General features: G+C 73.4%; 13 protein-coding genes. 10 read left to right on the top strand and 3 right to left on the bottom strand.

Going from position 1 to position 23171, the window contains the following annotated elements; translation table 11 throughout:
• Positions 1–221: 221 nt before the first annotated feature.
• From JK359_RS26695 to moeZ, 6 genes are all read left to right on the top strand, one after another.
• Positions 222–2126, top strand: a complete 1905-nt coding sequence (locus tag JK359_RS26695; protein ID WP_201840674.1) for a DUF3492 domain-containing protein — start codon at positions 222–224, stop codon at positions 2124–2126.
• A gap of 302 nt (positions 2127–2428) precedes the next feature.
• Complete coding sequence (locus JK359_RS26690; protein WP_201840671.1) at positions 2429–3508, top strand: hypothetical protein; 1080 nt, start codon at positions 2429–2431, stop codon at positions 3506–3508.
• Positions 3509–3575: 67 nt separating this feature from the next.
• On the top strand, positions 3576–3725 hold the full coding sequence (locus JK359_RS26685; RefSeq protein ID WP_201840668.1) for a hypothetical protein: 150 nt from the start codon (positions 3576–3578) through the stop codon (positions 3723–3725).
• Positions 3722–4681: an NAD-dependent epimerase/dehydratase family protein gene (locus JK359_RS26680; protein ID WP_201840667.1), complete on the top strand. Its 960-nt coding sequence runs from the start codon at positions 3722–3724 to the stop codon at positions 4679–4681. Before JK359_RS26685 ends, JK359_RS26680 begins: the two co-directional genes overlap by 4 nt.
• Entirely contained in the window at positions 4669–5430 is a 762-nt protein-coding gene (locus tag JK359_RS26675) for a spherulation-specific family 4 protein (RefSeq protein ID WP_201840666.1), read from the top strand. Before JK359_RS26680 ends, JK359_RS26675 begins: the two co-directional genes overlap by 13 nt.
• A gap of 63 nt (positions 5431–5493) precedes the next feature.
• The gene (gene moeZ, locus JK359_RS26670; protein WP_201840665.1) at positions 5494–6672 is read left to right on the top strand and encodes an adenylyltransferase/sulfurtransferase MoeZ; all 1179 of its coding nucleotides are present in this window, start codon (positions 5494–5496) and stop codon (positions 6670–6672) included.
• Between the two features lie 213 nt (positions 6673–6885).
• Here the strand turns inward: moeZ and JK359_RS26665 are convergent, their stop codons facing one another.
• The 3 genes from JK359_RS26665 to JK359_RS26655 all read right to left on the bottom strand — a co-directional run bounded on the left by JK359_RS26665 (position 6886) and on the right by JK359_RS26655 (position 13426).
• Positions 6886–8442, bottom strand: a complete 1557-nt coding sequence (locus JK359_RS26665; protein ID WP_201840664.1) for an alpha/beta hydrolase — start codon at positions 8440–8442, stop codon at positions 6886–6888.
• A 133-nt stretch (positions 8443–8575) separates the two neighbouring features.
• Positions 8576–10120, bottom strand: coding sequence for an alpha/beta hydrolase (locus JK359_RS26660; protein WP_201840663.1), 1545 nt, complete (start codon positions 10118–10120; stop codon positions 8576–8578).
• Positions 10121–10387: 267 nt separating this feature from the next.
• The gene (locus tag JK359_RS26655; RefSeq protein ID WP_201840660.1) at positions 10388–13426 is read right to left on the bottom strand and encodes a lysylphosphatidylglycerol synthase domain-containing protein; all 3039 of its coding nucleotides are present in this window, start codon (positions 13424–13426) and stop codon (positions 10388–10390) included.
• Positions 13427–13612: 186 nt separating this feature from the next.
• On the opposite strand from JK359_RS26655, the gene JK359_RS26650 reads away from it, so the two are divergent.
• The 4 genes from JK359_RS26650 (at position 13613) to JK359_RS26635 (ending at position 23150) form a co-directional block, all read left to right on the top strand.
• Positions 13613–13999: an MGMT family protein gene (locus tag JK359_RS26650; RefSeq protein WP_201840652.1), complete on the top strand. Its 387-nt coding sequence runs from the start codon at positions 13613–13615 to the stop codon at positions 13997–13999.
• Between the two features lie 257 nt (positions 14000–14256).
• Positions 14257–17730 carry an ATP-dependent helicase gene (locus JK359_RS26645; protein ID WP_201840649.1) on the top strand — a complete coding sequence of 1158 codons (3474 nt, stop codon included), beginning with the start codon at positions 14257–14259 and terminating at the stop codon, positions 17728–17730.
• Positions 17731–18046: 316 nt separating this feature from the next.
• Positions 18047–21694, top strand: coding sequence for an ATP-dependent helicase (locus JK359_RS26640; RefSeq protein WP_201840646.1), 3648 nt, complete (start codon positions 18047–18049; stop codon positions 21692–21694).
• A 52-nt stretch (positions 21695–21746) separates the two neighbouring features.
• Complete coding sequence (locus JK359_RS26635) at positions 21747–23150, top strand: dipeptidase (protein ID WP_201840644.1); 1404 nt, start codon at positions 21747–21749, stop codon at positions 23148–23150.
• Positions 23151–23171: the final 21 nt, after the last annotated feature.

The raw sequence follows: 23171 nt of genomic DNA, 5'->3' as shown, positions 1-23171 counted from the left end.
CCCCGTCTCGCGTGGCGTAACGTTTCGCGCTCGGACGATGACTCTCTGATCCCTTAGCGCGACGGAACGCGACCCGCACGCGAAAGTTACGACCGTTCACCCCTTTTGGTGGTGCGACGGACAACCGTCCGTCGTACCACCGCCTTGTCCGCTTACGTTCATCCCGCTGCGAGCCGCCGGCACCACGGCGGCTCCCCAGATGGGAGATCGGGGGTGCACACGTGCGCATAGGCCTGCTGACCGAGGGTGGCTATCCATATGTGAGCGGTGACGCCGGGCTCTGGTGCGAACGGCTCGTGCGCGGGCTCGGGCAGCACGAGTTCGACATCTACGCGCTCAGTCGCAGCCGGCGCCAGGAGGACGAGGGCTGGGTCCCACTCCCGCCGCAGGTCACCCGGGTGCGTACGGCACCGCTGTGGACCGCCGGGAGCGAAGGGGCCGCCCTCGGACGGCGCGCGCGCCGGCGCTTCACCGAGTACTACGGGGAACTGGTGGCCGCCGTGTGCGCCGGAAGCGAGGCCCGTGGGATCGAGGCCAGAGGCAGCGAGGCCAGAGGCGGCGAGGTCGCCGGGACCGAGGCAGGAGAGGGCGCGGCCACCGGGACGGAAGGTGCCGGGACCGAGGCCGGAGGGCGCGCGCTCGCCGGGGTCGTGGCCGCCCGGGCCGGCGCTGCCGGAACCGGGGGCTCCGCGGCTTACGGAGCGTCCGATGATCAGGCGGACCGTTTCAGCAGCGCGCTCTACGGACTCGCAGAACTCGCCCGCGCGGAGGGCGGACCGGAGGGCGGACTCGTCGGCGCACTGCGCTCCGACGCCGCCGTACGCACCCTGGAACGCGCCTGCCGCGCATCCCGCGCGCTGCGCACGGCGCGCGAGGCGCGCGTGCCCGACCTGCTCGCCGTCGCCGCGCACCTCGAACGCGCCCTGCGCCCCCTCTCGCTCGACTGGTACGACGACCACGGGCTCGGCGCGGCCGACCTCTGCCACGCCACCGCCGGCGGCCCCGCCGCCCTCGCCGGACTGCTCACCCGGCACTTCTGCGACGTACCCCTGCTCGTCACCGAGTACGGCGTCCAGCTCCGCTCGCACTACCTGACCCTCGGCCCCGACACCGCCGCCCCCGCCGTGCGCGCTCTGCTCGGCGCCTTCCAGGGCCGGCTCGCCGCCGAGGTGTACCGCAGGGCCGAGATCCTCACCCCGGGCAACGCCCACGCGCGCCGCTGGCAGGAACGGTGCGGCGCCGACCGGGCCCGGATCCGCACGGTGTACCCGGGCATGGAGGCCGCACGCTTCACGGAGGTCGGCGAGTCTCCCGACCACGCCGACCCGCACACCCTGGTCTGGGTCGGCCGGGTCGAACCCGCCAAGGACCTGGTCGCGCTGCTGCACGCCTTCGCCGAGATCCGCAGGGAGCAGCCGCGAGCCCGCCTGCGCATCGTCGGCGCGCCCTCCGGCGCCGAGGGTGTGGCCTACCTCGGCCACTGCCGGGCGCTCGCCGCGCAGCTCTTCCCGGACGAGGCGGAGGGCGTGCACGCCGTCGGCGACAATCCCGTCTCCTTCGAGGGGATCGGCGGTCCGGAGGCCCCGACGCTGCCCGACGCGTACGCCGCCGGCGCGGTTGTCGTCCTCTCCAGCGTCGTGGAGGGCTTCCCGATCAGCCTCGTCGAGGCCATGTTCTGCGGTCGCGCGACGGTGTCCACGGACGTCGGCGCGGTCGTGGAGGTCATCGGCGGTACGGGGCTCGTCGTGCCGCCGCGCAACCCCAGGGCGCTCGCCGAGGCGTGCGTGGCGTTGTTGCGCGACCCCGAGCGCCGTGAGCGGCTCGGTGCGGCCGCGCGCGCCCGGGCGCTCGAACTGTTCACCGTCGAGCAGAACATCGCGGCATTTCACGGCATTTACCTGGAGATCGTCGCGCACTGCCCGGTCCGCCGGGTGGTCCTGGACGAGTCCGGCGAGCCCTTACCGTTCGCCACGCCCGCCGAGTCCCACGTCCCCGGCCGCTGGACCGGCCCGACGATCCGCGCCCTGCCCCGAGGCATCCCCGGCTGGGCCACGAGCACACCGGTACGGGCCACGAGCACACCGGCACGGGCCACGCCGCTCGCGGCCGCGGAGGGGGCGCGATGACCGACTTGGACAGCAGGACGGGTGCGGGTGGTGCCGGTGCGGACGGTGCCGGTGCGGACGGTGTCGGCTTGAGCGGGGTCACCTCAGGTGGCCCCGGATCGGGTGGCGTCGGTTCGGGCGGTGTCGGTTCGGGTGGTGTCGGATGGAGCGGCCTCGGATCGGATGGTGCCGGTTCGGGTGGTGCGGGGGGCGCCGCCCACACCGCGCACACCCCACTCCCGGCCGGCCCCCGCGTCGTAGGGGACGAGACGGCGGACCGGACGCGTGCCGCCGGGGTGGCGCGGCGCGGTTCCGTGGACCCGGTGAAAGCGCTGCTGCACCGGCACCGCACCCTGTGTGAGCGTGCCGTCGACCCGCTGGAGATCGCCGCCGGGCTGGAGGCGCACGGAGTCACCGACCGGACGGCCGCCCGCTTCCGGCACCGCGACGTCTTCTCGCTCGCCGAGGAGCTGTACGCGCGCGTGCCCCGCGACGGTGACCCGCGCCCCACGCGCCGGCCGCTGCCCGCGCCCCGCATCCGCGCCGGCTGGGTCCTGCTCACCCTCCTGCCGGGCGCACTCGGCGCGGCCACCGTGGCCGGACTGCGCCTCACCCACGGCAACCCCCGTCTGCTGGTGGCCCTCGGCGGCCTGCTCGCCGCCGCGCTCGCCACCCGCGCGGCCCTGCATCACGGTCCGCTCGCCGGCCCGGCACCCGCGCGCGCGTGGCCGACGGCAGGCGGTACGTACGTGTGGACCCTCTGGCTCCTCGGATACGCCCTCGCCGGCGACGGCCTCCTGCGCGCCGTCGTGGCGGGCGGCCCCGACGGTCCGCCCACCGGCACCCCCGACGGCCCCTGGCCCACGGCCACCGCGCCCGTCCTGGCTCTCCTGCTGGCCTGCGCCCCGGCGGCCTGGTGCGCTCATCTCCTCACCGCCGGCGCCCGTCGCAGGCTGGTCGGCAGCCGGGGCCTGGAGGACTTCACAGCCGCCGCGAAGCCGCTCCTGCTCGGCGCGTTCGCCCTGTTCCTCGGCGCGCTCGCCGCACTCCTCGCCCTGTGCTCCACCGCCCTGCACGAACCCGCGGCCTGGCCGCAGGCCCTCACCCTCGGCGCCCTGCTGCTGCTCGCCCGCCTGCTCACCGCGCACCGGCACCGGCGCGCCCCGGCCCTGGTGCTCGGCGCCGCGACGGCCGCGGAAGCGGTGGCCCTGGCGCTGCCCCTGGCCGGCCGGCTGCCCGGCTGCGCCTTCCTTGCCTCCCCCGTGGAGGCCCTCGTCAGCGCCGGCGGTGAGGCAGCCGTACCGGCCCTCGCCTGTGGCACCGCGGCGCTGTCCCTGCTGCTGCACGCGGCCCGCACCCTCACCCGGGCCTCGGCCCACGCTCCCACCGGAGCATCCGAGTGAAGCTTCCGCCCCCGGCCCGACCCGCCGCCGGAGGCACCCGCACCACGCCTGTGAAGGAGAAGACCAGATGACCACCTCCCGATCCGGAGCGTCCGGCACCGCCGGAACCGCCGGAGCGACCGGTACCACCGGAACCGCCGGAGCGTCCGGAGCAGCCGCCGGAGCCTTCGACACGGCCGGTGCCACCGGCACGCACACCCCGGGAGCCGCACGATGAGGGTCCTGCTGATCGGAGCCAACGGATTCATCGGCCGCTTCGTCGCCGACCGCCTGCTCGCCGACCCGGCCGTCCAGCTCACCGCGCTCGGTCGCGGCGACGACGCCGACGTCCGCTTCGACCTCGCCACCGGCAGCCCGGGCGCGCTCACCCGCTTCCTGGACGCGGTCCATCCCGGGGTCGTCGTCAACTGCGCGGGCGCGACCCGCGGCGGCGCCCGCGAACTCACCCGGCACAACACCGTCGCCGTGGCCACCGTCTGCGAGGCCCTGCGGCGCAGCGGCTGCGGTGCCCGCCTGGTCCAGATCGGCTGCGGCTCCGAGTACGGCCCGAGCCAGCCCGGCTCCTCCACGGCCGAGGACGCCGTGCCGCGTCCCGGCGGCCCCTACGGTGTCAGCAAGCTCGCCGCGACCGAGCTGGTCCTCGGCTCCGGGCTGGACGCCGTCGTGCTGCGCGTCTTCTCCCCGGCCGGCCCCGGCACCCCGGCCGGCTCCCCGCTGGGCCGGCTGGCGGAGGCCATGCGCCGGGCGATGCAGTCCGGCGACGGCGAACTCAAGCTCGGCGGACTCGGCGTCCAGCGCGACTTCGTCGACGTACGGGACGTCGCGCGGGCCGTGCACGCCGCCTCGCTCTCCGCCGCCCAGGGCGTGATCAACATCGGCTCCGGCCGCTCCGTCCGCCTCCGGGACGCCGCCGCCGTCCTCGCGCGCGTGGCCGGATACGGCGGGGCGCTCCACGAACTCGACGCCCCTCCCGTGCCGCTGCGCAGCGCCATCGGGCACCCACGCGCGGACTCCGAGCACCCGGCCCCGGTCGCGTACCCGTACCCGGACGGTTGCGGCAGCTGGCAGCAGGCCGATGTGCGCACCGCGCGGGACCGGCTCGGCTGGCGGCCCCGCATCAACCTCGAAGAATCCCTGGCCGACATCTGGATGGAGGCGGCATGCCGCATCTGACCAGCACCACCCCGAGCACCACCGGCACCGGCACCGGCACCGGCGTCCGCACCGCCCTGGGCGTCCCCGGTTACGCCCACCCGCTCGTCGCCCCTGCGCAGTGGGCCGAACTCGCCCGCCCGGGCACCCCGCTGGACTGGGTGGCCCTGAACGTGGCCGCCGGCCCCGGCACCCGCCCCGACCCGCACTGCCTGGCGGCGGTGGCCCGGCTGCACGACGCGGGCGTCCGCGTCCTGGGCCACCTCGACCTCACCTACGGTGGCCGGCCCTTCGGTGACCTGCTCTCGGACGCGCACCGTCATCTCGACTGGTACCGGGTCGACGGCTTCCTGCTCGACCGGTGCCCCACCGACCGCACCGCTCTCCCCGAGGTCCGCCGCGCGGTCACCACGCTCCGGGCGATCCACGACTCCGCCCACATCGTCCTCGGCCACGGCAGCCATCCGCACCCCGGCTACGCCGAGAACGCCGACCAGCTGGTGACCTTCTCCGGTCCCTGGTCCGACTACCGCTGGTCGCAGGTCGCCGAGTGGACCGCCGACTACCCGCCCGAGCGGTTCTGCCACGTCGTGCACGGCGTGCCCCGCGGCCATCTGGACGAGGCGCTGCGCATCGCCCGCTGGCAGGGAGCGGCGACGATCTACTTCACGGACCGCACCGACGGGGGCGGGCGCGCCGATCCCTGGGAGACGATGCCCGGCTACTGGGACGAAATCGTCTCGCGTGTCGGAACAGGTGTCTCGGAATGAAGAAGGCCGTGGCAGTGTTACCAGGAGAACAACTGTAGTGATCGACCGACCAACGGAGTCCCCGTGTCGTTGCCACCCCTGGTCGAGCCGGCTTCCGAGCTCACCGTAGACGAGGTTCGCAGGTACTCCCGCCACCTGATCATCCCCGACGTGGGCATGGACGGGCAGAAGCGGCTGAAGAACGCCAAGGTGCTCTGTGTGGGCGCCGGCGGCCTGGGCTCGCCGGCGCTGATGTACCTGGCCGCCGCGGGCGTGGGCACCCTCGGCATCGTGGAGTTCGACGAGGTCGACGAGTCGAACCTGCAGCGCCAGATCATCCACAGCCAGGCCGACATCGGCCGCTCCAAGGCCGAGTCCGCCCGTGACAGCGTCAAGGGCATCAACCCGTACGTGAACGTGATCCTTCACGAGGAGCGGCTCGAGGCCGAAAACGTGATGGACATCTTCAGCCAGTACGACCTGATCGTCGACGGCACCGACAACTTCGCGACCCGCTACCTGGTCAACGACGCGTGCGTGCTGCTGAACAAGCCGTACGTGTGGGGTTCGATCTACCGCTTCGACGGCCAGGCCTCGGTCTTCTGGTCCGAGCACGGCCCCTGCTACCGCTGCCTGTACCCGGAGCCCCCGCCCCCCGGCATGGTCCCCTCCTGCGCCGAGGGCGGCGTCCTGGGCGTGCTGTGCGCGTCCATCGGCTCCATCCAGGTCAACGAGGCGATCAAGCTCCTCGCGGGCATCGGCGAGCCGCTGGTCGGCCGGCTGATGATCTACGACGCCCTGGAGATGCAGTACCGCCAGGTCAAGGTCCGCAAGGACCCCAACTGCGCGGTCTGCGGCGAGAACCCGACCGTCACCGAGCTGATCGACTACGAGGCCTTCTGCGGCGTCGTCTCCGAGGAGGCCCAGGCGGCGGCGGCCGACTCCACGATCACTCCGAAGCAGCTCAAGGAGTGGATCGACGACGGCGAGAACATCGAGATCATCGACGTCCGGGAGCCGAACGAGTACGAGATCGTCTCCATCCCGGGTGCCAGGCTGATCCCGAAGAACGAGTTCCTCATGGGCAGCGCCCTCGAGGGCCTCCCGCAGGACAAGAAGATCGTCCTGCATTGCAAGACGGGTGTCCGCAGTGCGGAAGTCCTCGCGGTCCTGAAGTCCGCGGGCTTCGCCGACGCGGTCCACGTCGGCGGCGGCGTCATCGGCTGGGTCAACCAGATCGAACCGAACAAGCCGGTCTACTGATCACTGCCCTCGCCGTCGAGCGAGGCTGACGAAGCCCACGGCACTGACCTGGTCGGATGCCGTGGGCTTCTGGCGTTGCCGGTCGGCGTCGGCTGGGCCGGGTGCCCGCGCCCGCCCACCGGTGCACTGCCGGCGGCGGCAGTGTCACCCACCCGGCTTCCCGGGCGACTGCCCACGGCTCTGGAATACGGGGGAGTGCTGACCGCGGGCTGCTCAGGAGCAGACCTTGCCGTCCTTCGGCAGCGTTCCGTTCAGCAGGTAGGCGTTCACCGTCGAGTCGACGCAGTCGCTGCCGTTGCCGTACGCCGTGTGTCCCTCGCCCTTCCAGGTGAGCTGGACGCCGACGCCCTTGCCCAGTTCCCCGACCATCCTGCGAGTGCCCTCGAACGGGGTCGCCGGGTCGCCGGTGTTGCCGACCAGCAGGATCGGTGCCGCCCCGGGCGCGCTGACCTCCGGGGTGTCGAACTGGCCCGGCACCGGCCAGTCGTGGCACCAGCCGGCCGTGTCCCAGCCGAGGAAGTCCCCGAACACGGGCGAAATCCGCTCGAACTCCGCCAGTCGCCGCTTCGTCTCGGCCGGCGTCGGCCGCTGCCTCTCGTCCAGGCACGATATGACCCGCTGGGAGTGGGACATCGTGCCGTAATGGCCCGAGGAGTCCCGGTCGTTGTACTCGTCGGCAAGCGCCAGCAGCTCCGAACCGTCGCCCCGCTGAGCCGACTTGAGGGCGTTGGTCAGCCTCGGCCAGCCGGTTTCGCTGTAGAGGGGCAGGATGATTCCGGTGGTCGCGAGCGTCTGGGTCAGCTTGCGCCCGGAGGACGTCGGCAGCGGCTTCGCGTCGAGCCGCTTCAGCAGGTCCGCTATGTGCCGCGAGCCCTGCTCGGGGTCCTGGCCGGTGGACTTGAGGTAGTCGTCCAGGGCCCGCTGGAAGCCGCGGGCCTGGTTCTGCGCGTGGCCGGCCGTGTCCGCGGCCGGGTCGACCACGCCGTCCAGCACCAGCCGTCCCACCCGCCGGGGGAACAGATGGGCGTACACACCGCCGAGTTCGGTGCCGTAGGACAGGCCGAAGTAGTGCAGTTCGTCGTCACCGAGGACTTGGCGCATCAGGTCCATGTCGCGGGCGGTGTCAGTGGTCGACACGTGGGCCATCAGCCGGCCGGCGGCCTTCTGGCAGCCCTTGCCGAAGTCGGCGGCGTCCTGGAAGTACGCCTTCTCCTCGGCGGGGGTGTCCGGAGTGGCGTCGACGGTTTCGGCGGCCTGGATCTCCCGGTCACCGCGGCACCGGACGCCTTCGCTCCCGGCGACCCCGCGCGGGTCCCAGCTCACCAGGTCGTAGCGCTCGCGGAGGGCGGAGACGGTGGCCGAGAAGTACGGGATCGTCGAGACGCCGGAGCCGCCGGGGCCGCCGAAGTTGAACAGCAGCGAGCCGATGCGGTCGCCGCCGGTCGCCTGCGCGCGGATGAGGGCGAGGCCGATCGTCCTGCCGTCCGGCTCGGACCAGTCCAGCGGCACCTTCAGCGTCGCGCACCGCCAGTCGTCGCCCGGTGCGGAGGCGCTCCCGGTGGCCTTGCAGCGGCGCCAGTCCAGGTGCTGCTGTGTGAGCGAGGAGGGAAGGTCCGTGGCGGGGGAGCCGGAGGACCGCGGTGCCGACGGGGGAGCCGAACCGGGCCCCTTGCCCTCGTCACCGCTGCCGCTCCCGTCGGACGAACCGCCGCAGCCGGCCATCAGCAGCGTTGCGGCCACCGCGGCCGTCCATCGCAGCAATCGCCTCATGTGTGCACCCCCCTCACAGGCCCCGCGCCGTGCCGCGCCGGGCGTCCAGGCCATGGTAGGTGGCCCGCACCCGGCCCGTGACAGCCTGTGGATAACCCTCTGGCCTGCGGATTCTCGAAGTCTCCTGGCGTGCTCAGGAGCAGACGGTGTCGGCCTTCGGCACTTTTCCGTCCAGGAGGTAGCCGTTCACCGCGCTCTGCACGCACTTGTTCTTGCTGTCGTACGCACCGTGCCCCTGGCCCTTGTACGTCAACTCGACCCCGACACCCTTGCCGAGGGCCTCCACCATCTTCCGGGCACCCTCGTACGGGGTGGCCGGGTCGCCGGTGTTGCCGACGACGAGGATGGGCGCCGATCCCGGTGCACTGACGTCGGGATGGTCGGCCGCGCCCGGCACCGCCCAGTCGGTGCAGCCGACCATGCCCCAGGCCATGTAGTCCCCGAAGAACGGGGAGGCGGCGTGGAACTCGGGCAGCCTCTGCCGGACGAAGTCCGTGGTGTACCGGGGTTTGTCGTCCGCGCAGTTGATGGCGGTGTTGGCCGCGGTGATGTTGCTGTACTCGCCGTTCTCGCTGCGGCCGTTCATCGAGTCGGAGAGCAGCATGAGGATCTTGCCGTCGCCGTCGTACGCCTGCTCCAGACCCTCCGTGAGGTACTCCCAGAAATCCTTGGAGTACAGCGACTGCGCGATGCCGTTGGTGGCGGCGGTCTGGGTCAGCTGCCGGGGGAAGATGCCGGGGATCGGCTTCTTCTCCAGGTCGGCGAGCAGCTTCGCGATGCGGTCCTTCACCTGCTGCGGGGTGTCACCGATCGGACAGTCCGTCTCCTTCGACGTGCAGTCCTCCGCGAAGTTGTCGAGAGCGAGCTGGAAGCCCTTGGCCTGGCCGAGTGCGCTCTGCTCGGACGTCTGCGTGGGGTCCACGACGGCGTCGAAGACGGCCCGGCCGACGTTCTTGGGGAACAGGTGGGCGTAGACGCCGCCGAGTTCGGTGCCGTAGGAGATGCCGAAGTAGTACAGCTTGTCGTCGCCGAGCACCTGGCGCATCAGGTCCATGTCGCGGGCCGCGTCCGTGGTGCGCACGTGCGGCAGGACCTCCTTGGAGTTCTTCTCGCAAGCCGCGTTGAACTGTTTGGTGCGCGTCAGGAACTGGTCGCGTTCGGCGCTGTCGTCCGGGGTGGCGTCCTGTTGGAAGTAGTTGTCCAGTTGGGCGTCGCTCTCGCACTCCACCGGCCGGCTGCGGCCGACCCCGCGCGGGTCGAAGCTGACCAGGTCGTAGCGGGTGCGCAGGGCGCCGTAGTCCTCGGCGAACGCGGGCAGCGTGGTGACGCCGCTGCCGCCGGGGCCGCCGAAGTTGAACACGAGCGAGCCGATCCGCTTGTCCGCCGGGCCGCTGGCCTTGGCACGGATCAGGGCGATGCCGATCGTGTCGCCCTTGGGTCTGCTCCAGTCCAGGGGCGCCTGCATGGTGGCGCACTCCCACTCGGTGCCCCCCGGCAGCGGTGACGGAGCGCTGCCGCCGCCCTCCGCCTCCGACGGCGCCGGGCAGCTCTTCCAGTCCAGCTTCTGCGCCGTGAGGTCCCCGTGCTCGGTGCTGCCGCCGCATCCGGCCAGTACGGCGGAGAACAGCACCGCAGCGGTGGTCAGCGCGGCGGCGCGCAGCCGGGAGGAGTTCGCCATACACCCATCGTGCGGGCGTGCACGCCGGGGCGCGCGGGACGCGGGCCGTCCGAGGTACCGCACGGACTGCCCGCCGGGTTCCCTCCAGTCACGGCATTCTCTGGAATCACACGGGCCTCTCGAGCGACGGGATTCCGCAGTCCGTACCGCTCACTGGGACGAGGCCCTGCAGGGCTCCCTTGCGCATGGCCCCTGCGGGGTTCCCGTGCGCATGGCCCCTGCAGGGCTCCCTTGGACAAGGCCCCTACGGGGCTCTGGACAGGGCCCCTACAGGGCTCCCTTGCGGGTGAGGTGGTTGAACGCCAGCCAGCCCGGCAGCACCGGCAGCCACAGCGTCAGCAGCCGGAAGAGCAGTACGGCCGGGGCGGCCACTTCCTTGGGCAGGCCGAAGGCGATCAGACCGAGCGTGAGACTCGCCTCCACGGCGCCGACGCCGCCCGGGGTGGGTGCCGCGGAACCGAGCGCGTTGCCGGCGAGGAAGACGACGGCGACGCTGGCGATGCTCAGTGAGGCCGTGCCGTCGCCGAATGCCCGGACGGACGCGTCCAGGCACATCACGAAGCAGGCGGTCAGCAGGAGCATGCCGCCGATGCCGGTGATGAGCTTCTGCGGCCGCTGGAGCACGTCCAGCATGCGCGGCACGACACCGGCGAACAGCGACCTCACACGCGTGGCGACGAATTTCCGCAGGAACGGCACGGACGTCACCACGAGGACCAGCACCGCCACGGTCAGCAGGCCCGCGATGACGGTGCGGGACGGCGACAGCGACGGTGTCTTCTCGGTGCCGGTCAGGTACCCGAACGACAGCAGCATCAGGATGTGGCAGCCGAGCCCGAACAGCTGCGACGCGCCGACGCTCGCCACCGCGAGGCCCGGGCGTACGCCGGTGCGCTGCAGGAACCGCGTGTTGAGGGCCACGCCGCCGACCGCGGCCGGAGCCACGATCTTCACGAAGGATCCGGCGACCTGCGCCGCCACCGTCCTCAGGAAGGGCACCCGCTCCGGCACGAACCCCAGCAGCGCCATCGCGGCGGCCACGTAACTGAGCGCCGAGAACAGCACTGCCGCCGCCACCCAGCCCCACTGGGCCTGCGCGAACAGCGTGCCGAACTCGATGTGGGTGAGCTGCGTCAGCAGGTAGTACGCACCGATAGCGCCGGCGATGAAGCTGATCAGCGTCCGCGGCCGCACCCGCTCCAGGCGGGCCGGCTCCACGGGTGCCTGTGGCCTGATCCGCAGTACCTCGTGCCGGATCTGGGTGAGCAGGTCCTCTTCGCGAGCCTCTTCGAGGGCTTCGTCGATGGCCCGTCTCTCCGCGCGCTGCTCGGCGCGGACGGCCTTCTTGTCAGCCTTCTTGTCGGCTTTCTTCTCGGCCTTCTCGCCGGGCTCGGGCCGGGCCGTCCCGGCCGTGTCCTCCGCGCGGGCCAGCTTGGCCTGCCGGGAGGCCTCGAGCACCGCGTCACGCTCGCGCTGTGCGCGTTCCCGGGCCAGCCGGCGCAGCGTCGCGCGCGTGGAGCGCGTCAGCGCGATCGGCTGGAGCATCGGCAGACAGTCGGCGACCGCGTCCGGACCGAGCACCCCGACCGCCGACGCCACCGCACGTTCGGCGCCGACCCGCAGCCCGAGTGTGGTGACCAGCTGGGCGATGTCCATGCGCAGCAGCAGCTCGCCGGCCGCGATCTCGCCGCCGCGGAGTTCGGTCAGGATCACCCTGCCGGAACGATCCACCAGAATGGCGTCACCGGCCAGCCTGCGGTGTGCGATGCGCCGCGACTGAAGCGCCTGCACCTGGTGCCAGGTGTTGCGCAGCAGTTCGTCGGTGATCTCCTCGTCGGCCAGCGAGTCCAGCGTGCGGCCGCCGGTGTGCTCGTAGACGAGCATGACCGCGTCGGGGCCGAGTTCGGCGGTGGCGATCAGCTTGGGCGCGTTGGCCCCCGCCGCGATCGCCGCGTAGGCCAGCAGCGCCTCCTGCTCCAGGGCCTGGCGCAGCGACTGGAGGCTGGAACGGGTGGCGAAGCCGCGCAGGGTCAGATTTCGCCACGCCCGGTAGAAGAAGCCCTGTGCCTGCTGTTCCCGGTCGACGACCGTGACGTCCAGCGGCGGGCCGTCCTCCAGGGTGACGAAGTAGCGCCGGCCCCGGTCGCCGTTCTCCGTCTCGACGGCCTCCTCGCGGGCCGTGCTGACGGGACGGAAGCCGACGTGCCTGAGGCCCGCCATCAGCGTCCGCCCGGTGGGCCGGACGTTGGGGGAGCCGACCGTGTACAGGGTGCCGTAGGCGATGGTCCAGCCGATCAGGACCGTCAGGATGATCGAGAAGGGGGTCGTGTAGCCGGTGACCAGCATCGAGAAGGCGTCGAGCAGCAGGACGATCCACAGCACGGCGCGCCATCTGGGTCTGCGGGACATGCCGACGGCCGTCATGTAGGCGATGACGGGCGCCAGGTACCCGTGGACCGGGTCGGTCAGCGCGTGGATGTCGCCGGGTGACGGCTGGGTCAGGGCCTCCTGGATCGAGTCCGGGGCGGCGCGGGCGACCCACAGGTCGGTGGCGAGCGTCACTCCGTGGGCGAGGACGGCCGCGAGGACGCCGTCGGCGATGCGCAGGCCGTCCCGTTTGATCAGCCGTTCGATCGCGAAGGCGACAGGTACCAGCAGGATCGCGATGCTGGACGCCAGCCCCGCGATCTTGATGAGCAGGTCCGGGGCCTGTCCGGTGCCCTTGTTGATGTCCTGCTCGAGGCCCGAGGTGGTGCCGTGCGCGAACGCGGCGATGGCGAGCAGCACCACGATGGCCAGGACGCCCACCAGGAGCCGCATGAGGTCGGAGGGGCGGTGCACGCGCGCGGGGAGCAGCGGTTCGTCACCCTCCACCTGCTCGGCGTGCGGATCGTCGTCGGCGCAGGGCCGGGGACCGGCGGGCGCGTCCGCGGCGGTCCGGCTCTTCTCGAGGTCGACGGCGTCGGCCCCCTTGTCGCGGGCCTCGGCGCCGTTCTCGCTCGTGGCGCCGTTCTCGCGCACGGCGTGGTTCTCGTGCGTGGCGCCGTTCTCGCCCGCGGCGTGGTTCTCGTGCGTGGCGCCGTTCTCGCCCGCGCGCGTGCCGTCGTCCTGGCCCGGGCCGGTTTGCCCTCGCGGACGGATGTCGTCCTGCGCACCGCTGTCGTGCTGCGGACCGGTGCCGGCGCGGTGCGCGTCGGTGCCGCCACCGGCCGCGCGGGCGGCGCCCGGGTGGGCGGAGGCGTCAGGGCGCGCCGAGGCGTCAGGGGTGCCCGCCGGTCCTTCGGGGTGCACGCCCTGCTCCTTCATGGTCTCTTCTTGGTCTCGTATCACCAGTCACCGCCCGCACGATGGTGGCATGCCCCACCGACACACACGGGCATCAGGGTGTGGATGCGCGGGCGCACAGTCTGCCGGAAGGACCGCGCGGGGGCGAGAGGACGGTTCCTCACGGACCCCGCCGGGACGCCGGCACAGTGCGGCAGGATGGGGTGAATGAGTGAGCAGAGCCGGGCCCGGGACGCGCGCGAAGGGCATGCCGACACGCTGCCGGAGTACGCCGAGCGGGTCCTCGACGTCGCCGAGCGGATTCCGCCGGGCCGGGTCATGACCTACGGCGATGTCGCCGAGTGGCTCGAGGAGGGCGGCCCGCGCCAGGTCGGCCGGGTGATGGCCCTCTACGGGGGCGCCGTCCCGTGGTGGCGGGTCGTACGCGCCGACGGCGCACTGCTGCCGGGGCACGAGCTGCGCGCCCTCGCCCACTACCGCGCGGAGGGCACACCGCTGAAGCAGGCCGGCAGGAGCGCGGAGGGGCATCTGCCGCGGCTCGACATGAGGCGTGCCCGGTGGGACGGCGGCGCGGACGCGGGGGGTCACACCTGACAGCTTCCGCCATCGGATGCCCCCAGGGAGAACCTGTGGCTCGTACGGGTGACGTGGGGGACGTCCGTGGCATGCCGTACGTTCGTGAGCTGTGGGACTCGCGTGGCGCGAGCGCCGCAAGGGAAGTACCGGAAGCTCCGCTTCCGCCCGGTGCGGCGACATAGCGTCGGCAGCACGTGTCCCCCTCACCCCGCGGCCACCGTCTCGCACGCGTGACCGCCTGCCCACCAGCACAACCACCAGGACCGGCCAACCACGTGAGCTCCTCTTCCTCCACCAGCCAGCTGCCGCACCCCTCGGTGCGGCAGGGGAGCCGTGGCGCTTACCGGCTGGTCCGAACGTCGCCGGCCACCGTGGATCCCCCTCCTCTGGACGCTGCGCAACGTGCCGTGGTTGACCACCGGAGCGGACCGCTGCTCGTCCTCGCCGGACCCGGCACCGGCAAGACCACCACCCTGGTCGAGTCCGTGGCCGCGCGGATCGCCCGGGGCGGCGACCCCGATCGCATCCTGGTGCTGACCTTCAGCCGCAAGGCCGCCGTCGACCTGCGCGACCGCATGGCCCTGCGCCTGGGCGCGGCTCGCGCGCCCAGGGCGACCACCTTCCACTCGTACAGCTACGCCCTGGTCCGCGCCCACCAGGACAGTGCCCAGTTCACCGAGCCGCTGCGCCTGCTCTCCGGCCCCGAGCAGGACGTCACCGTCCGCGAGCTGCTCGCCGGGCAGCCCGAGCTGGAGCGGCTCGGGCTGAACCACGTGCGCTGGCCGGACGAACTGCGCGCCTGCCTGACCACGCGCGGCTTCGCCGACGAGGTCCGTGCCGTCCTCGCCCGCACCCGCGAGCTGGGCCTCGGCCCGGACGCACTGGACGCGTTCGCGCGCCGTATCGGCCGCCCCGACTGGCGTGCGGCAGCCGCCTTCCTCGCCGAGTACCTCGACGTCCTCGACCTCCAAGGCGTGATCGACTATGCGGAACTGGTCCACCGCGCGGTCCTGCTCGCCCGCCGCCCCGAGACCGCCGTGCGGCTCGCCGCGCAGTACGACGCCGTGTACGTCGACGAGTACCAGGACACCGACCCCGCCCAGGTACGGCTCCTGCACGCTTTGGCCGGGGGCGGCCGCACCTTGGTCGCGTTCGGCGACCCCGACCAGTCGATCTACGCCTTCCGGGGCGCCGACGTGAACGGGATCCTCGGCTTCCCGGAGGCCTTCCCACGCGCGGACGGCCGGCCCGCCGCCGTCGAGGTGCTGCGCGCCTCCCGCCGCTCCGGCGCCGCCCTGCTGGCCGCGACCCGGCTGATCACCCAGCGGATGCCGCTGGTCAGGCTGCCCGCCGACAAGGTCCGGGCCCACCGCGAGCCGGCCCCCGTACGGGACGGGGGGCGCGTCGACGTCTACACGTACCCGACGTCCGGCACGGAACTGGACAACGTCGCCGACATCCTGCGCCGCGCGCATCTGGAGGACGGCGTCCCCTGGAGCGAGATGGCCGTCCTGGTGCGTGCCGGATCCCGCATACCGACCCTCCGCCGTGCCCTCACCGCGGCCGGGGTTCCCCTGGACGTCGACGGCGACGACCTGGCTCTGCGCCACGAGCCGGCCGTGGCACCGCTGCTGACGGCCCTCCGCGCGGTGGCCACGGCGGCGGCCCGGCAGGGCGGGGAGGAGCCCGCCGCCCAGGAACCCGTCGAGGGGGGGCCCGCCGGGGCCGAGCCGAGCCCTGAAGAGCCTGCCGCGTCCGCCACCGGGACGGCACCGTCCGACCGGGACCCCGCCTCGGAAACCGCCCCGGAGTCTGCTCCCGGTTCCGCCCCGGAGTCCGCCCCCGGGTCCGCCGCATCGCGAGCCCACGGCACCCCCTGGCTCGACACCGAGACCGCCCTCACGCTGCTCGCCTCCCCCCTCGCCGGCATGGACACCGCCGACCTGCGGCGCCTCGGGCGTGCCCTGCGCGAGGAGGAGCGGGCCGGCGGCAACCCGGTGCCGCCGCCGTCCGACGAGCTGCTCGCGCGGGCGCTCGCCGAGCCCGAGCGCCTGGCTGTGCACGACCCGGCGTACGCGCGCGGGGCGCAGCGCCTCGGCGCGCTGCTGCGCGCCGCCCGCGAGCGCCTCGCGGGCGGCGGTACGGCCGAGGAGGCGCTGTGGGACCTGTGGGAGGGCACGCCGTGGCCCGGACGCCTGGAACGCGCCGCCCGGCGCGGTGGTGCGGCAGGCCGTAACGCCGACCGGGACCTGGACGCGGTCTGCGCCCTGTTCGCCACCGCCGCGCGCGCGGAGGAGCGCACCGGGGGCCGCGGCGCCCTGAACTTCCTCGAGCAGATCGAGGCCGAGGACATCGCCGCCGACACGCTCACGCGCCGCGCGGTGCGCCCCGACGCCGTCCGCCTGATGACCGCGCACCGCTCCAAGGGCCTGGAGTGGCGGCTGGTCGTCGTCGCCGGTGTCCAGGACGGTCTGTGGCCCGACCTGCGCCGCCGTGGCTCGCTGCTGGAGGCCGACCGCATCGGCCGCGACGGGCTCGCCGAGCCGCTCACCCCGGGCGCGCTGCTCGCCGAGGAACGCCGTCTGTTCTACGTCGCCGCCACGCGCGCGCGTGACCGGCTCGTCGTCACCGCCGTGAAGGCACCGGCCGACGACGGCGACCAGCCCTCCCGCTTCCTGACCGAGCTGGGCGTCGAGCCCAGGGACGTCACCGGGCAGCCCCGGCGCCCGCTGTCCGTCGCCGCGCTCGTCGCCGAACTGCGCGCGACCACGGTCGACCCGCGCGCGTCCGCCGTGCTGCGCGAGGCCGCCGCCCGCCGCCTGGCCCGGCTGGCAGCGCTCGCCGACGAGGACGGCCGCCCGCTGGTGCCGTCCGCGCACCCCTACCGCTGGTGGGGCATGTTCGAGCCGACCGAGAGCAAGGTGCCGCTGCGCCACCGCGACCAGCCCGTCGTGCTCTCCGGCAGCGCACTCGACCAGCTCGCCAACACCTGCGCGCTGCAGTGGTTCCTGGGCCGCGAGGTGAAGGCCGACGCCCCGGCCACCGCCGCACAGGGCTTCGGCAACGTCGTCCACGTCCTGGCCGACGAGGTCGCCTCCGGCCGCACCGCCGCCGACCTCGACGTGCTCATGGAGCGCCTGGACTCCGTGTGGAACGCGCTCGCCTTCGACGCGCCCTGGAAGTCGCAGCAGGAGAAGGACAACGCGCGCGTGGCGCTCGAACGCTTCCTGAACTGGCACGTGCTGGACCGTGCCGGCCGCACGCCCGTGGCGAGCGAGCAGGACTTCGACGTCACCCTCGAAGCGGGTGACTACCAGGTCCGCGTCCGCGGCCAGATGGACCGTGTGGAGACGGACGCCGAGGGCCGGGCCTACGTGGTCGACTTCAAGACAGGCAAGCAGGCTCCCACCGCCCGCGAGGTGGAGCGGCACCCGCAGCTCGCCGTCTACCAGCTCGCCGTCCGCGAGGGCGCCGTCGACCCGGCCTTCGACGGAGTACGCCCCGAGCCGGGCGGCGCCGAGCTGGTCCACCTGCGACAGGGCGCCGCCAAGCGCGACGGGGGCGACAGCCTGCCCAAGGAACAGAGCCAGGAGCCCCTGGCGGGGGAGTGGGTCGGCGAGCTGCTCGCCACCGCCGCCGGCAAGGTCCTCGACGAACGGTTCACACCGAGCACCGGCCAGCACTGCACACACTGCGCGTTCCGCGCCTCGTGCAGCGCCCGGCCGGAGGGGCGGCACGTGGTCGAGTGAGACGGACGAGGTGCCGCACGGCGGAGTGTGAGTGAGATACGGCGAGGTGCGGCACGGCCGAGTGTGAGTGAGATACGGCGAGGTGCGGCACGGCCGAGTGTGAGTGAGATACGGCGAGGTGCGGCACGGCCGAGTGTGAGTGAGATACGGCGAGGTGCCGCACGGCCGAGTGTGAGCGAGACACGGCGAGGTCCGCACGGCGGAGTGACGTAGGGCACCACCCGTTCCGCCGCCGCCCCCGCTGACCTGCGCTTCCTCGGTCCCGCAAGGCTGCTGTGCGCTCGGCTGTCAGTGCCCGCCGCTAGCCTCTTTCGACATGTCCGCCCGTATCACCGACCCCGAGCAGCTCAAGGAGCTTCTCGGGATCCCGTTCACCCCGGAGCAGACGGCCTGCATCACCGCGCCGCCCGCCCCACAGGTGATCGTGGCCGGCGCCGGGTCGGGCAAGACCACCGTGATGGCGGCCCGCGTGGTCTGGCTGGTCGGCACCGGGCAGGTCGCCCCCGAACAGGTCCTCGGCCTGACCTTCACCAACAAGGCCGCCGGTGAGCTGGCCGAGCGCGTCCGCAAGGCGCTGATCAAGGCCGGCGTCACCGACCCCGAGCCACTCCCGCCACCAGGCCACCACCCCTCGACGACGCCTCCCCGCACCGATCCCGCCCGGCCGGACCCGGAGAACCCGCCCGGCGAGCCGGTCATCTCGACGTATCACGCGTTCGCCGGCCGCCTGCTCACCGACCACGGCCTGCGCATCGGCCTCGAACCCACCTCGCGGCTGCTGGCCGACGCCACCCGCTACCAGCTCGCCGCCCGCGTGCTCCGCGAGGCCCCCGGCCCCTACCCGGCACTGACCCGTTCCTTCGCCGACCTGGTCAGCGACCTGCTCGCCCTCGACTCCGAACTCGCCGAGCACCTCGTCGACCCCGAGGAACTGCGCACCTGGGACGCCGGCCTGCTGCACACCCTGGCGGGCGCCAAGCTCACCAACGCCGACCTGCGCAAGGTCCCCGAGGCGGCCGCGGCCCGCAGGGAACTCGCCGGCCTGGCCGTGCGCTACCGGGCCGCCAAGCGCGAGCGGGACCTGCTCGACTTCGGCGACCAGATCGCCCTGTCCGCCCGCCTCGCCCAGCACCCCGAGGTGGGCCGCCTGCTGCGCGAGGAGTTCCGCGTGGTGCTCCTGGACGAGTACCAGGACACCTCCGTGGCCCAGCGCGTCCTGCTCGCGGGCCTGTTCGGCAACGGCACCGGCCACCCGGTGACCGCCGTCGGCGACCCCTGCCAGGCCATCTACGGCTGGCGCGGCGCCTCCGTCGCGAACCTGGACGACTTCCCCGAGCACTTCGCCCACGCCGACGGCCGGCCCGCCACCCGGCAGGCGCTCAGCGAGAACCGCCGCAGCGGCGGTCGCCTCCTCGACCTCGCCAACGGCCTCGCCGAGCCGCTGCGCGCCATGCACGCGGGCGTGGAGGCCCTCCGCCCGGCCCCCGGCGCCGACTACGACGGCACGGTCCGCTGCGCGCTGCTGCCCACCCACGCCGAGGAGATCGACTGGATCGCCGACTCCCTCGCCCACCTGGTGCGCACCGGCACGGCCCCGGGCGAGATCGCCGTGCTGTGCCGGACCGCGACCGACTTCGCCGAGATCCAGGGCGCCCTCGTCGCCCGCGACGTCCCCGTCGAGGTCGTCGGCCTGTCCGGGCTGCTGCACCTGCCCGAGATCGCCGACCTCGTGGCCGTCTGCGAGGTCCTCCAGGACGCCGGCGCCAACGCCGCCCTGGTACGCCTGCTCACCGGGCCGCGCTGGCGCATCGGCCCCCGCGACCTCGCCCTGCTCGGCCGGCGCGCCCGCCTGCTGGTCGCCCACGCGCGCGTGGACGACACCGACGACCCCGACCGCCGGCTCGCCGCGGCAGTGGAGGGCGTCGACCCGTCGGAGGTGATATCCCTCGCGGACGCTCTGGACACGTTCCTCGAGGCCCCGACGGTAGGCGACGAGTACGACGACGGGCTGCCGTTCTCCCCGGACGCGCGCGTGCGCTTCGCCCGGCTCGCCACCGAGCTGCGCGACCTGCGCCGTTCGCTGTCCGACCCGCTGATGGACGTCCTGCACCGCGTCCTCGCCGTCACCGGCCTGGAAGTGGAGCTGTCGGCGTCCCCGCAGGCCCTCGCCGCCCGCCGCCGGGAGACCCTCTCCAACTTCCTCGACGTGGCCGCCGCCTTCGCCGCGAGCGACGGCGAGGCCAGACTGCTCGCCTTCCTCGGCTTCCTGCGCACCGCCGCCCAGTACGAGAAGGGCCTCGACAACGCCCTGCCCGGCGGCGAGAACACGGTCAAGGTGCTCACCGCGCACAAGTCCAAGGGCCTCGAATGGGACGTCGTGGCCGTCCCCGGCCTGGTCAGGGGCACCTTCCCCAGCGGCCAGGGCCGCGAGAAGTGGACCGCCCAGGCGAAGGTACTGCCGCACGCCCTGCGCGGCGACAGCGACACCCTGCCCGACCCCGGCTCCTGGGACTCCCGGGGCATGAAGGCCTTCCACGAGGCCATGAAGGACCACCAGCACACCGAGGAACTCCGCCTCGGCTACGTCACCTTCACCCGCCCCCGCTCGCTCCTGCTCGGCTCCGGCCACTGGTGGGGGCCCAGCCAGAAGAAGCCGCGCGGCCCGTCCGACTTCCTCCAGGCCCTGTACGACCACTGCGCGGCCGGGTACGGCGAGATCGAGGCGTGGGCGGACGAACCGGCCGAGGACGAAGAGAACCCGGCCCTGCACACGGCCGGTGCCGACCAGGTGTGGCCGCTCCCGCTGGACGCCGCGGCCCTGGCCCGCCGGCGTGCCGCGGCCGACACGGTCCTCGCCCACCTGAACACCCTCACCGCCCGGCCCGACGGCCACGCCCCGGCCCCGCACGACCTAGCCGGCATCGAGGACCCGGACTGGCCGGCGCCACCGGACGACGACCTGCCCGACGACCCGTACGAGGACTTCCCCCACCCGGGGGACCTGCCTCCTGGGGACCCGTTCCCTCCGGAGGGGGACTTCCCGCAGGAGCACGAGGGCGACTTCCCGTACGACGACTTCCCGTACGACGATCTCTCGTACGGGGACTTCCCGTACGACGGTCCCCCCTCCGACGGCTCCGGCTCGCCCACTCCCGAGGAGGCCCGCACCACGCCCGCCTCCGAGGAGGCCCGCACCACGCCCGCCTCCATGGAGGCCCGAACTACGCCCGCCTTCCCGAAGGCCCGCCGCACGCTCACTCCCGAGGAGGCCCGCACCATCGCCTCCTGGGATCGTGATCTGGACATGCTCACCGGTGAGCTGCTGCGCGCCCGGCAGACCGTCACGGACGTCCCCCTGCCCGCCACGCTCACCGCTTCCCAGCTGCTGCGTCTCGCCGAGGACCCGGACGGGCTCGCCCAGGAACTCGCGCGCCCCATGCCGCGCCCCCCGCAACCGGCCGCGCGCCGGGGCACCCGGTTCCACGCCTGGGTGGAGGCCCGCTTCGAGGAACTGGCCCTGCCCCTGCTGGAACCGGACGAGCTGCCCGGCAGCGAGGCCGAGATCGACGACGAACGCGACCTGGAAGCCCTGAAGGAAGCCTTCGAACGGACCGAGTACGCCCGGCGCACGCCCTACCGGGTTGAGACCCCCTTCCAGCTCACCCTCGCCGGCCGGGTCGTACGAGGCCGTATCGACGCCGTCTACCGCAACGGTGACGGCGACGGGACGACGTACGAGATCGTGGACTGGAAGACCGGCCGCGCCCGCACCGCCGACCCGCTCCAGCTCGCCGTCTACCGGCTGGCCTGGGCCGAGCAGCAGGGCATACCACCCGAGTCGGTCACGGCGGCCGTCCTCTACGTGCGCAGCGGCGAGGTCGTACGGCCGCGGGACCTGCCGGACCGTGCCGCCCTGGAACGCCTCCTCACGGAAGACTCCGAAACGGCACACCGGGCGAGCTGAGTGTGACGAACCGCCCGCCGAGGATGCCGGTGCGGACGGATAGGCTCGGAGCATGAGCCAGACCCCGGACAGCGCCGTCCGCACGTACATCGAGCAGCACCGCGCCGCTTTCCTCGACGACCTCGCCGCGTGGCTGCGCATCCCCTCCGTGTCGGCCCAGCCCGATCACGCGCCCGACGTGCGGCGCAGCGCCGACTGGCTCGCCGCCAAGCTCGAGGAGACCGGCTTTCCGACCGCCGAGGTCTGGCAGACCCCGGGCGCCCCGGCCGTCTTCGCCGAGTGGCCCTCGGGCGACCCGGAGGCGCCCACGGTCCTCGTGTACGGCCACCACGACGTGCAGCCCGCCGCCCGCGAGGACGGCTGGGACAGCGACCCCTTCGAGCCGGTCGTCCGCGGGAACCGGCTCTACGCGCGCGGGGCGGCGGACGACAAGGGCCAGGTGTTCTTCCACACACTCGGTGTCCGCGCCCACCTCGCCGCCACCGGCCGGACCGCGCCGGCCGTCAACCTCAAGCTGCTCATCGAGGGCGAGGAGGAGTCCGGCTCCCCGCACTTCCGGGCCCTGGTCGAGGAGCGGGCCGGGCGGCTCGCCGCCGATGCCGTGATCGTCTCCGACACCGGCATGTGGGCCGAGGACACCCCGACGGTGTGCACCGGCATGCGCGGCCTCGCCGAGTGCGAGATCCGGCTGTACGGCCCCGGCCAGGACATCCACTCCGGCTCCTTCGGCGGTGCCGTGCCCAACCCGGCCACCGCCGCTGCCCGCCTGGTCGCCGCCCTCCACGACGAGCACGCGCGCGTGGCGGTCCCCGGCTTCTACGACGGCATCGTCGAGCTGACCGACCGCGAGCGCGAACTCTTCGCCGAGCTGCCCTTCGACGAGGAGCGCTGGCTGTCCACCGCCAAGTCGCACGCCCTCCACGGCGAGGCCGGATACTCCACCCTGGAGCGCATCTGGGCGCGGCCGACCGCCGAGGTCAACGGCATCGGCGGGGGTTACCAGGGCCCGGGCAGCAAGACGATCATCCCCTCTTCGGCCATGGTGAAGCTGTCCTTCCGGCTGGTCGCCGGCCAGGACCCCGACCACATCGAGAAGGCCGTGCGCGGCTGGGCCGCCGAGCAGGTGCCCGCCGGGATCCGGTACGAGATCGACTTCGGTTCGGCCACCCGCCCGTGCCTGACCCCGCTCGACCACCCCGCGCTGCAGTCCGTGGCCCGCGCCATGGGCCGCGCCTTCCAGGGCCCGGTCCGCTTCACCCGCGAGGGCGGTTCGGGACCCGCCGCCGACCTCCAGGAAGTCCTCGGCGTCCCCGTGCTCTTCCTGGGCATCTCCGTCCCCTCCGACGGCTGGCACGCCCCCGACGAGAAGGTCGAACTGGACCTCCTCCTGAAGGGCGTCGAGACCAGCGCCTACCTGTGGGGTGACCTGGCCGAGAACTGGCGTCCCGCGCCCTGACCGGCCGGAGCCGCACGGGAG

The sequence above is a fragment of the Streptomyces actinomycinicus genome (assembly GCF_016741775.1).
Taxonomy (GTDB): Bacteria; Actinomycetota; Actinomycetes; order Streptomycetales; family Streptomycetaceae; genus Streptomyces; species Streptomyces actinomycinicus.
The sequence above is the reverse complement of the archived record's forward strand: the minus strand, read 5'-3'. Positions and strand labels throughout refer to the sequence as shown.